This window comes from Limnobaculum allomyrinae (assembly GCF_016649425.1).
Taxonomy (GTDB): domain Bacteria; phylum Pseudomonadota; class Gammaproteobacteria; order Enterobacterales; family Enterobacteriaceae; genus Limnobaculum; species Limnobaculum allomyrinae.
In genome coordinates this window covers 84,789-97,062 of sequence record NZ_JADRCR010000002.1, presented here as the reverse complement: position 1 = coordinate 97,062, position 12,274 = coordinate 84,789, and the positions used below count along the sequence as shown (strand labels likewise).

Annotated in this window: 9 protein-coding genes; 7 read left to right on the top strand and 2 right to left on the bottom strand. The window is 46.5% G+C overall.

Going from position 1 to position 12,274, the window contains the following annotated elements; translation table 11 throughout:
* Positions 1-71: 71 nt before the first annotated feature.
* The 7 genes from acnA (at position 72) to eptB (ending at position 9,600) form a co-directional block, all read left to right on the top strand.
* Positions 72-2,744, top strand: a complete 2,673-nt coding sequence (acnA, locus tag I2494_RS04825) for an aconitate hydratase AcnA (RefSeq protein WP_218468169.1) — start codon at positions 72-74, stop codon at positions 2,742-2,744.
* Between the two features lie 940 nt (positions 2,745-3,684).
* Positions 3,685-4,680, top strand: a complete 996-nt coding sequence (kdgT, locus tag I2494_RS04820) for a 2-keto-3-deoxygluconate transporter (protein WP_218468168.1) — start codon at positions 3,685-3,687, stop codon at positions 4,678-4,680.
* Positions 4,681-4,746: 66 nt separating this feature from the next.
* Positions 4,747-5,190, top strand: coding sequence for a nuclear transport factor 2 family protein (locus I2494_RS04815; protein WP_218468167.1), 444 nt, complete (start codon positions 4,747-4,749; stop codon positions 5,188-5,190).
* Positions 5,191-5,331: 141 nt separating this feature from the next.
* Positions 5,332-6,168: a 5-dehydro-4-deoxy-D-glucuronate isomerase gene (kduI, locus tag I2494_RS04810; protein WP_140920354.1), complete on the top strand. Its 837-nt coding sequence runs from the start codon at positions 5,332-5,334 to the stop codon at positions 6,166-6,168.
* A gap of 87 nt (positions 6,169-6,255) precedes the next feature.
* Positions 6,256-7,017, top strand: a complete 762-nt coding sequence (kduD, locus tag I2494_RS04805; protein WP_218468166.1) for a 2-dehydro-3-deoxy-D-gluconate 5-dehydrogenase KduD — start codon at positions 6,256-6,258, stop codon at positions 7,015-7,017.
* A gap of 146 nt (positions 7,018-7,163) precedes the next feature.
* Positions 7,164-7,664, top strand: coding sequence for a DUF3828 domain-containing protein (locus I2494_RS04800; protein ID WP_218468165.1), 501 nt, complete (start codon positions 7,164-7,166; stop codon positions 7,662-7,664).
* A 280-nt stretch (positions 7,665-7,944) separates the two neighbouring features.
* On the top strand, positions 7,945-9,600 hold the full coding sequence (gene eptB / locus I2494_RS04795; protein WP_218468164.1) for a kdo(2)-lipid A phosphoethanolamine 7''-transferase: 1,656 nt from the start codon (positions 7,945-7,947) through the stop codon (positions 9,598-9,600).
* 112 nt (positions 9,601-9,712) lie between these two features.
* On the opposite strand, the gene I2494_RS04790 is transcribed toward eptB, so the two are convergent.
* Together I2494_RS04790 and I2494_RS04785 are read right to left on the bottom strand one after the other, a co-directional pair.
* Positions 9,713-11,179, bottom strand: coding sequence for a sugar porter family MFS transporter (locus I2494_RS04790; RefSeq protein ID WP_321206121.1), 1,467 nt, complete (start codon positions 11,177-11,179; stop codon positions 9,713-9,715).
* Between the two features lie 197 nt (positions 11,180-11,376).
* The gene (locus I2494_RS04785; protein WP_218468162.1) at positions 11,377-12,264 is read right to left on the bottom strand and encodes an aldose 1-epimerase; all 888 of its coding nucleotides are present in this window, start codon (positions 12,262-12,264) and stop codon (positions 11,377-11,379) included.
* Between the last annotated feature and the right edge of the window lie 10 nt (positions 12,265-12,274).

The window sequence follows — 12,274 nt, the reverse complement described above, 5'->3', positions numbered from 1 at the left end:
ATACAGCTAAGCAGCACTTCAAAAATAACGACTGGCGGATGCCAGCAATATCGGTAATTAATGGAGGAGCTATGTCATCTGATCTACGTCAACAGAGTCTTGACACCCTAACGGTCGGCCAACAGAAATATCACTATTACAGCCTGTCAAAAGCCGCCTCTCAATTGGGCGATATCGAGCGCCTGCCTAAATCTCTTAAAGTTTTATTAGAAAATTTGCTGCGCTTTATCGATGGCGATACGGTACAGGAAGCCGATCTGGCTGAGCTGGTTAAGTGGCTGGAAAGCGGTCATGCCGATCGTGAAATTGCCTATCGCCCGGCGCGAGTATTAATGCAAGATTTTACCGGCGTTCCCGCGATTGTCGATCTGGCCGCCATGCGGGAGGCCGTGCACCGACTCGGTGGCGACGCCAGTAAAGTCAACCCGCTTTCACCTGCCGATCTGGTCATCGACCATTCCGTCACCGTGGATGATTACGCTAATCCCCAGGCTTTTACCACTAACGTCATGCTGGAAATGCAGCGCAACCACGAACGGTATGCCTTTCTGCGCTGGGGACAAAAAGCCTTCAGCCGATTCCGTGTTGTACCGCCGGGCACCGGCATCTGTCACCAGGTCAACCTCGAGTATTTAGGGCAAACGGTCTGGCAAGAGCAGCAGGACGACAAGCTGATGGTCTACCCGGATACGCTGGTAGGTACTGACTCCCATACCACCATGATTAATGGGTTAGGTATTCTGGGCTGGGGTGTTGGCGGTATTGAAGCTGAAGCCGCTATGTTGGGTCAGCCAGTGTCAATGCTAATTCCCGATGTGGTCGGTTTCAAAATGACCGGACAACTACGGGAAGGCATTACCGCTACCGATCTGGTTTTAACCGTAACTCAAATGTTACGCCAACACGGAGTAGTGGGTAAATTCGTTGAGTTCTATGGCGATGGATTAGCTCGCCTGACGCTGGCGGATCGCGCCACCATCGGCAATATGTCACCGGAATTTGGTGCGACCTGCGGTTTCTTCCCGGTTGATGAAGAAACATTGCGTTATATGCGCCTGTCCGGTCGCAGTGAACAGCAAATCGCGCTGGTTGAAGCTTATTGTAAAGCACAGGGACTCTGGCGCTATGCCGGCGATGAACCGGTATTTACCAGCACGTTGTCTCTGGATTTATCGACCGTAGAAGCCAGTCTGGCAGGGCCTAAACGTCCTCAGGACAGAGTGACATTAAGCGGTGTTAAACAGGCTTTTGAAGCCTACACCCAGTTAGACACCACCGCGCGGACACCGCGTATCGAACAGGTGCCTGTCACCCTGAAAGAGAATACCTTTGCTCTGAAACAGGGTGCGGTAGCTATCGCCGCGATCACTTCTTGTACCAATACGTCCAACCCCGGCGTTATGCTGGCCGCCGGGCTTCTGGCTAAAAAAGCCGTCGAGAAAGGCTTACAGCGTCAGCCGTGGGTGAAATCATCGCTGGCACCCGGTTCTAAAGTAGTTACTGATTATCTCAATGCCGCAGGGTTAACACCCTATCTGGAAATGCTGGGATTCAATCTGGTTGGCTATGGTTGTACTACTTGTATCGGTAACTCCGGCCCGCTGTTAGCACCTATTGAAGAGGCAATCAAACAAGGTGATTTAACCGTTGGAGCAGTACTATCCGGTAACCGTAACTTTGAAGGTCGCATCCACCCACTGGTAAAAACAAACTGGCTGGCCTCTCCACCGCTGGTAGTGGCCTATGCGCTGGCGGGTAATATGAACGTTGATTTGTCTCAGGATCCACTGGGGCATGATAAGCAGGGAAATCCAGTCTATCTGAAAGATATCTGGCCTTCTTCCCATGAAATTGCTCAGGCAGTTGAAGGCGTTACCGCAGCCATGTACCGCAAAGAGTATGCGGAAGTATTTGATGGTGACGAAGAGTGGCAATCCATTAACGTTGAAGCCTCACAAACCTATCACTGGCAGGAAGATTCAACCTACATTCGCCATCCTCCTTTCTTTACCACGATGCAGGCTCAACCAGAAGCGGTACAGGATATTCATGATGCCCGTATTTTGGCTCTGCTGGGGGACTCCGTCACCACAGACCATATCTCTCCCGCGGGTAATATCAAAGCTAACAGCCCGGCGGGGATCTACCTCAATAATCACGGCATTCAGGCTAAAGATTTCAACTCTTACGGCTCACGCCGGGGTAATCATGAAGTGATGATGCGGGGTACCTTTGCCAATATCCGTATACGCAACGAAATGGTGCCTGGTGTTGAAGGAGGTTTTACCCGCTACGTTCCAACCAAAGAAACGCTGCCAATTTACGATGCCGCAATGCGCTACCAGCAAGACAACGTACCGCTGGCCGTGATTGTTGGTAAAGAGTATGGCTCCGGTTCCAGCCGCGACTGGGCAGCAAAAGGCCCTATGTTGTTGGGGGTTCGCGTAGTTATTGCTGAATCTTTTGAGCGTATCCATCGCTCTAACCTGATTGGTATGGGTATTTTACCACTGGAATTTGCACCGGGGGTTACTCGTAAATCGCTGGGTTTAACCGGTGATGAAACCATTACCGTTACCGGGCTGGCCACCCTGCTACCGGGGCAAACCGTCACAGTAGTTATCACACATGCTGATGGTCATCATGACATCATCAATACCCGCTGCCGTATTGATACCGGTAATGAGCTCACTTATTACCAAAACGGCGGTATTTTGCATTATGTGATCAGGAAAATGCTGTAACCACAAAATCTGAAAGTACTACGAGCAACATGGATGTTGCTCCAGCTTCCGTCGTATTAACTAAAACGTTAATTCATCATTGTATGGAAAAAACCAACACGGATTGATGACCAGGCTTGCTTAAACAGCACTGGCGCAGGCTAGCACCCCCTCAGACAAGTACAGGCGCTCTTCCGGCGGAGCACAAAATCAATATAAGCATTTTAGATTTTACGACCGGAATATTTATTAAAAGCAATTTATCTGGTTTGTCAGCAATTCCAATAGTCACCAAGCGAATTATTAACACGCTTTAGAATCACTTTAATTCAAAAAAATGTCGACTTATAACTTTTTAGTTTTTATCAATCGATAAATAAAACAACAAAACAGCCACATTACAGACAGCATCGGCACGTCAGACCTATTTTTGTGAAATAACGTAATTATAATTTTGAAACGATGTTTCATATTTACAAACAAAATATAATTTGTATGACTCAGATCACAGCTAACCACCATCATAATTAGCTAGGATTGCACCAACTAAAGCAGAGTCGCGAAGCTAAATTAAAAACAAAAAATACAGATAAATCATTAGTTATCAAAAAGATGATTTATTTTAAGAATTAAATATCGCAGAAAATGTTAAAGAATTTCATTTACTTTTAATTATTGGAACCAACAACGCCATAAGGAGCCAACTACTCTTAACCAGAATCTATTAACTAATAGCAAAGATAAATCAGACAGGTATAAACCCTGACTAAAACAGGGATATTTTTCTGAACTTATCTTAAAAGAGCAGTCGCAACTACTTAAATAAAAAACATCGAGCTACACAATAATTGATACTGTCATTATTGCGTGGTCGCAGGATACTTTTTTGGTTTATTCAGTAACGATATCAATCACACACTTATCGTTATTGAAAATAACTTACTGACTAGGTGGAAATAATATGAAAATCAAACAGGCAATTGACAAAATCCCTGGCGGATTGATGCTGGTTCCTCTGTTCTTAGGTGCCATTTGCCATACTCTGTCTCCTGGCGCGGGTAAATATTTTGGTTCATTCACTAACGGTTTAATCACGGGTACCGTACCCATTCTGGCGGTTTGGTTCTTCTGTATGGGAGCATCTATTCAGCTGAGCGCAACGGGCACCGTATTACGTAAGTCTGGTACGCTGGTTATTACAAAAATTGCTACTGCCTGGGTGGTTGCAGCCATTGCATCACAAATCATTCCTGAACATGGTGTTGAAGTTGGGTTCTTCGCAGGTATGTCTACCCTGGCATTAGTTGCCGCGATGGACATGACTAACGGTGGCCTGTACGCCTCTATCATGCAGCAATACGGTTCAAAAGAAGAAGCGGGCGCATTCGTACTGATGTCCGTCGAATCGGGGCCGTTAATGACCATGATTATTCTGGGTACTGCCGGTATTGCCTCTTTCGAACCACAAGCTTTCGTTGGTGCCGTTCTGCCATTCCTGATTGGTTTTGCACTGGGTAACCTGGATCCTGAACTGCGTGAATTCTTCAGCAAAGCAGTACATACCCTGATTCCATTCTTCGCCTTCGCATTAGGTAACACCATTAACCTGGGCGTTATTCTGGAAACCGGCCTGTTAGGCATTCTGTTAGGCGTAGGTGTCATTATCGTCACCGGTATCCCACTCATCATTGCCGATAAATTTATTGGTGGAGGTAACGGAACTGCTGGGGTTGCGGCCTCAAGTACCGCAGGGGCTGCGGTTGCCACACCGGTACTGATTGCAGAAATGCTGCCTCAATTCAAACCCGTTGCTCCTGCTGCCACCGCACTGGTTGCGACTTCGGTTATCGTCACTTCAGTTCTGGTGCCAATTATTACCGCCATGTGGGCAAAACGTATGGGGAATAAAACGGCAGTAAAAGAGCCTGAAACTGCTGGCGTCACCGACAAAGCTTAAGGTTTACACACTATCTACGTTGTTTTGAACTCTGGGTTATTTAATCAAGGATACGGGATAAGAAACATGAAAAAAATATTAGGTGCAGCATTGTTCTCATTGTTAATCAGCGGTACATGCTTTGCTCAAAATGCAGATGTCACAGCGGTCAATAATGCAGTCGAAAATATGCGTCAGGCGATGTTAAGTGCCAAAAAGGTCGAGCTGGAAAAAGTTGGCGCGCCAAACCTCAGCTACGGTCACTCCAGCGGTCGCGTTGAGAACAACGCCGAGTTTGTTGACGCGATTGTTACCGGCAAATCCAGTTTCGTGACGCTAAACCTGAATGACCAAACGGTCGACGTAGATGGTGATGTGGCTATTGTCCGACACATTTTTGAAGCCAAAACCAACGACAGCGGCAAACCCGGTGAAGTGAAGATTGGCGTCATGCAGGTATGGAAAAAAGATAAAGCCGGAGACTGGAAACTACTGGCTCGCCAGGCTTATAAACTTCCACAGCCACAATAAGCATGACAGGTGCCGCCATTGGTATTAAATGGCGGCTACACTAACAGGATTGATTCCTGATAAAGACAGTGGATTAACCTACCGCATGGCGGAGATAAGATAAATAATCCTTGTTATTCATTTTGTTAAAGAGGTTCTGATATGCAAGTTCGTCAAAGTATTCACAGCGATCACGCTAAAAAACTGGATACCACTGAACTACGCCGCGAATTCCTGATTGAAAAAATCTTTGAAGCGGACCAATACACCATGACTTACAGCCACATCGACCGCATCATCGTTGGTGGCATCATGCCGGTCAGCAAAAGCGTCACTATCGGTACTGAAGTAGGTAAACAACTGGGAGTGAGTTACTTCCTTGAGCGTCGCGAATTTGGTGCAATTAATATTGGTGGTGCAGGCATCATTACCGTTGACGGCACCCGTTATGAAGTGGGTAATGAAGAAGCTATCTACATTGGTAAAGGCGCAAAAGAAGTCATTTTCAACAGCGTTGATGCCGCTAAACCCGCCAAGTTCTACTATAACTGCGCACCGGCTCATATGGCTTATCCAACCAAGCTTATCACCCGTGCCGATGTAACCCCAATGACCGTAGGCAGCCCGGAAACCAGCAACCTGCGTACCATTAATAAATACCTGATCCCTGAAGTGGTAGAAACCTGCCAGTTAAGCATGGGTCTAACCAAACTGGCCGAAGGTAGCTTATGGAACACCATGCCAACTCATACCCATGAGCGTCGTATGGAAGCCTATTTCTACTTCAATATTGATGAAGAAAATGCCGTATTCCACATGATGGGTCAGCCACAAGAAACCCGTCACATTCTGGTACACAACGAACAGGCAGTACTTTCACCAAGCTGGTCGATTCACTCCGGCGTGGGTACCAAAAACTATACCTTCATCTGGGGCATGATTGGTGAAAACCAAACCTACGATGATATGGACCATGTAAAGATCAAAGATATTCGTTAATTCATTCATCTGTTATCGGCCGGTGATACCGGCCGCTTTTATATCAAAATGGGCAACCCAGGGGCTGCCCACCAGGGAGATTTTGTCATGATTTTAGATTCTTTCAATTTGAAAGGTAAAGTAGCAATGGTCACCGGCTGTGATACCGGTTTAGGTCAGGGTATGGCATTAGGTCTGGCTCAGGCTGGCTGTGACATTGTCGGTGTAAACATCACCGAACCAACTGAAACTATCGAAAAAGTTAACGCTTTAGGCCGCCGTTTCTTAAGCCTGACCGCAGATCTGAGCAATATTGAGTGTATTCCCGGCCTGCTGGAAAAAGCACTGGCTGAGTACGGTAAAATCGATATTCTGGTTAACAATGCCGGTATTATCCGTCGTGAAGATGCCATCGATTTCACTGAAAAGAACTGGGACGATGTGATGAATATCAACATCAAAACCGTCTTCTTCATGTCTCAGGCTGTTGCCCGTCAATTTATCAAGCAGGGCCACGGCGGTAAAATCATCAATATCGCATCAATGCTCTCTTATCAGGGTGGTATCCGCGTTCCTTCTTATACTGCATCGAAAAGTGCGGTGATGGGCGTTACCCGTCTGTTAGCTAACGAGTGGGCAAAACACGGCATTAACGTTAATGCCCTTGCTCCTGGTTATATGGCAACCAACAATACTCAGCAGTTACGTGCGGATGAAAGCCGTAGTGCAGAAATTCTCGACCGTATTCCGGCTGGCCGTTGGGGCTTACCTGATGACCTGATGGGCCCGGCAGTATTCCTCTCTTCTTCTGCTTCTGACTATATTAATGGCTACACTATTGCCGTGGATGGCGGCTGGTTGGCTCGCTAAGTTCCACCTCCTCTCTGTAGGATTTTGGGGGGCTCCGGCTCCCCTTTTTTATTGGTGGCATTTATATTCTTTAGCGCCTCTTTTCTCCGGTAATTTTGTCCCCTAAAATCCCCTACCGTTTTTATCAAATCAGGCACAACGCTAAAATGACTCTGCTGAAAAAAGTTTTTTTATTGGTATTACTGTTAGCAACACCGGCCTTATGGCAAAGCTCACTGGCTACAGAACCTGCCGTTGAACAACAGGCTACACCACAACAGCAAGTTATCGCGTTTTATCACTGGTATATGACCAATATTGAACGCCTGCCATCAGCCAATCCGGAGGATCAGAAAACCTTCGAGAAATATATCAGTCAGGAAACCCTTAACCTGCTCAATAAAATTAATAACAGTGAAGATCCATTAGATGCTGATTATTATCTCAGCGCTCAGGATTATGGTGACAACTGGGCCTCTGAGATCGAGGTATTACGCGAATCCATTGATGGGAATAACGCCGAAGTGGACATCCATTTAGGTAAGGCTAATGACATGGAGCAGACTTTATATATTACCCTGCGGTTAGAGCATGGCGCATGGAAGATTTATCGCGTACAGGACAGAGTGACTGACATTGATCTCTCGGCCTGGAATGAACCCAAGTAATCGCCTTTGTCACTGATGGATTTAATATCAAACCAGCACCGCTGTAATGCAACACTTTCGGCTATAAAAACCACTGTACTAAGGAAATAACCATTTCAGTCAGCTGTTCATATGGTTATTTCCCTAAGGTTAACAGGCTGAATTATTTATATAAACTGGCTTACTTTGTTTACAAGGTGTTGTTATTAATAATAATAAAAATTAATTGCACTAATTTTTGTATACACTGTCTGACCATCACAGAGCTAAACCGGATGAGCCAACCCAATACATTAACTTTATGAACAGACTCAAAGCGTTATCACAACAAAAAATATCTTTAATTTTAGCCATTTACATTGGTATTTTCCTTAACCTTTCTGTATTCTACCGCCGCTTTAGCCACAGCTTGAGTTTTGGTAAAGTCATCGAAGCCGCTACCGAAATTCTGGTTATCGTTCTTTTTACTTTTTTCCTTATGCGTCTGTTATCCCTGGGGGGAAAACTGTTTTATCGCATAACCGCCACTCTGTTTGTATTAATATCCGTCGCTGCCAGTTACTACATGATCTTTTTCAATGTAGTGATTGGTTATGGCGTTGTAATATCCGTACTCACTACCGATATGGACATGAATAAAGAGTCCATCGGCTGGCATTTGATTCTTTGGATGGTGCTGGTTAGCGCCCTGCCGCTGTTATTGATCTGGAAAAACAATTTACGTCACACCCTGATGGAACAGATTAAAACACCAGGCCAGCGCAAAAAACCCTTTGCCATCCTGCTGATAGCTGCGGTATTAGTATGGTTACCGCTTCATCTGCAAGGTTACGAGCAAAAAAGTGAAGAAATACAATCAAATACCGATCTGCCAAGTTATGGTGGCGTAGTAGCCCATTCCTATCTTCCTTCTAACTGGCTGGCGGCACTCGGTTTGTTTGCCTATACCAAAGCAGAGGGCAGTCAAAACAGTCAGGATCTATTCGATCCTGCGAAACAATTTACCTATACACCTCCGGCAGATATCGACAGTACTTATGTAGTCTTTATCATTGGAGAAACCACCCGCTGGGATCATATGGGTATGCTGGGCTATTACCGTCAGACTACGCCAAAAATGGAGAAAGAAGAGAATCTCCTGATGTTCAAAGGCAAGTCTTGCGATACGGCCACCAAACTCTCTCTGCTCTGTATGTTTGTGCGTGAAGGGGGCACTAAAGATAATGCTCAACGCACCTTACAGGAAAAGAATGTATTTTCGGTAATGAAGTCATTAGGTTTTACCTCTGAACTTTTCGCCATGCAAAGCGAACTGTGGTTCTATAACGATACCAATGTTAACGACTACCAGTTCCGTGAAACCATTGCTTCAGAGAAGCGTAACGATGGTAAACCTGTCGATGATATGCTGTTGGTCAATGAGTTACAGAAATCACTACAACGCTACCCTAACGGTAAACACTTAGTGATACTGCATACTAAAGGTTCTCACTATCTCTACTCCCAACGCTATCCGGCCAGTTTTGCACGCTATACACCTGAGTGTATGGGTATTGACCGTTCATGTACCAAGGCGCAGTTGATTAACTCTTTTGATAACAGCGTGCTGTATGTTGATACCTTTATTGCTAATGTGATTGATCAAATGCGGGATAAGAATGCGCTGGTGTTCTATGCTGCCGACCACGGTGAATCTATCAGTAATAATGCGCACTTCCACGCAACGCCAAGGGAAATGGCTCCGCCAGAACAGTTCCGCGTGCCAATTATGGTTTGGGCCTCCGACAGTTTCTTAAAACAACCGGAACGCCATGACGCATTTGAGAGACTAAAAGCTAAACATCGGACAGGCGTAACGCTAAACCACAAAGAGATCTTTGACTCTATGCTTGGTTGTTTAGGTTATAGCTCACCGAATGGCGGGATTAAGCAGGCGAATAACTGGTGTGGTAAATAAGGTCTCGTTTGTTTCAGCTTCCGTAAATATTATTCCGGCCGGGCACGATGTTTATATCTAATACATCGTACTTACGGCCGGAAGATCCACGGGAATAAAAACAAACAAAACGCTACTTAACCTCAACCATATCCTCGGTATTTTCACTCGTACGCTGACCAGCGCCACTCAATACATCTTCTAATGCTTCCAGGGTTACGCCTTTAGTTTCTGGCACCCGGGCGCGGATAAATACAAACCCAGCCATACAGATGACGCCATACAGCAGGAAGCTGCCTGAGGCACCCAGACCAGCGTTGAGTAACGGGAAAGTATAGGTAAGTAAGAAGCAGGCAATCCACAGTGAGAAGGTACCTACCGCCATGGACATACCACGGATACGGTTAGGGAAAATCTCCGACAGTAATACCCAAGTCACTGGCGCCAGCGTCAGGGCATAAATTGCAATGGCTGCCAGCACCAACAACAGAACCGGTAATCCCAGAACACCAAAGGCGTAAGCACCAGCAATCAGTACATAGATAATGGTAAGCCCGAGCGAACCAATCAGCATCAGTTTACGACGCCCTAATTTATCAACCAGTGGCAGCGCCAGAATAGTAAAGATCAGATTAATTAATCCGGTTGCCACGATAGACTTCAGGGTATCGTTAATATCGAATCCGGCTGAGGCAAAAATCTCCTGAGCATAGTTAAAGATAACGTTAATGCCACACCACTGTTGGAACATTGCCAACACAATACTAATAACGATAATTGGACGAACCTTAGGATTGAGCAACTCACTCATCGGTACCTTCTGCGAGTCACTTCCCAGAGTGCGAATAATGTCATTCAGCGTGGTTTGCGCATAATGCTGGTTGCCAATGCGCTGTAGTACACCTCTGGCTTTCTCAACTTTGCCTGCTTTTGCCAACCAGCGCGGCGATTCAGGAACAAAAAACATCAGTACCAGAAAAGCCAGGGCCGGTACCAACTCCGCGCCAAACATCCAGCGCCAGCCGGTTTGGCCATTCCAGCTTTGTAGTAAATCAGCAGCCGTGGCGGAAGACTCTACCGGCTCAGCGATCATCAGATTAACCAATTGAGCCGCCAACACACCAATCACAATCGTCAGCTGGTTAACCGCCACGAACTTCCCGCGTTTATCTGCCGGGCTCACCTCTGCGATATACATTGGGCTCAAAGCGGAAGCCAGACCAATCCCCACGCCCCCCATAATGCGATAAAGAACAAACTCATCAAAACTGCCTGCGATGGCCGTTCCCCATGATGAAACCGCAAACAGTATTGCGGCCAGAATCAAAGGACGCTTGCGTCCTAAGCGATCGGCACACCAGCCGGAAATCAGAGCGCCAAACACACAGCCGACCAGAGCGGAACTCATCGCCCAGCCAGATTGAGCCGGATCGGTAATAGAAAAATAAGCTTCATAGAACGGTTTCGCACCGCCGATAACCACCCAGTCATAGCCAAACAGCAAACCACCACAGGCTGCCACCAGGCACATCATCCATATATATCCCATATTCAACTGATTTGTTGCGCTTGCCATATTCTTCCTCTCATTATTGGAAATCGGACAGCAGACTGGGGAAACTAATTAAGCTGCAAAACGCTATCAGTACCGCAATAAATATCACTTATGATTGCTGTCGATAAAATATTTAAAATCAGTGCACTACCAGCTAATTCATAAAACTGTTTTCATTAATTCAAAATGTCCATGCTGACCGATCCGTTATTGCTCTTTCTGATAGCCGGATTCCTGTTGCGTTACACCTCCGGCTGGCTGATTAAGCGCATGGTTTGATGTAACGTCTCTCCCGGTGCCAGTCGCTTAAGCCCTCCCCCCTGTTGCAGGTTATGGGCATTTGCGGCATGACTCATGGGTTCAACACAGAAGTAATCAAACTGATACCCCTCATCGAAGGAGGGATCGGACACAAAGACGAAATAGCAGGGTGCTGCAGGCTCGGTGGTCATGGTGAGTGACCAGCGATGTTCCGGCCAATGGATCTGTGCGCGACCATCCCATTGGGAAAAACCGTTATTTATCCAGTGGCGAGGAAGTAATGCAGGTTGGTTAAAATCAAGTTCGGCTGGCAATAGGGTCTGGTGTTCACCCGCCAGCCATTGCTCGTCTTCCAGCCAGTATCCCCCGGCTTTAGCTTGCAGCGTGGTTTGCCCGGTTAATGGAAAATAGGGGTGCCAACCTAATCCAAAAGGTAATGCCAGCTCCCCCTGATTAGTGACGCTCAGGCTAACCACCAGTGAAGATTCCTGTAGTTCAAAACACTGACAAACCCTATAGCTGTAAATTGCTGAGCGGTGTTGATACTCCAGCACCAGTCGCTCTTCGCTTTGCTCCCGACACCTCCATGGGTTTAACCAACCATCACCGTGCAGGTAATGCGGATCCCACTCGGTATTCGGTGTCAGAGTGTAAGTTTCACCTTCAAAAGAAAAACCATTGCCTATGACCCGATTGCCGAACGGAACCAAAGGAAAACAGCTGGATTGCCCGGCGTTACCTGTTGCCGCTCCCGGTCGCAGCAAAGGAATCTGACGCCCATGGTGACAGCCATACAGTGCCTCAATCGTTCCTCCCATCGAAGAAACTTTCACTATCAGCGCCTCATTTGCCAGTGTAAAAAGCGTCATATCCATTACC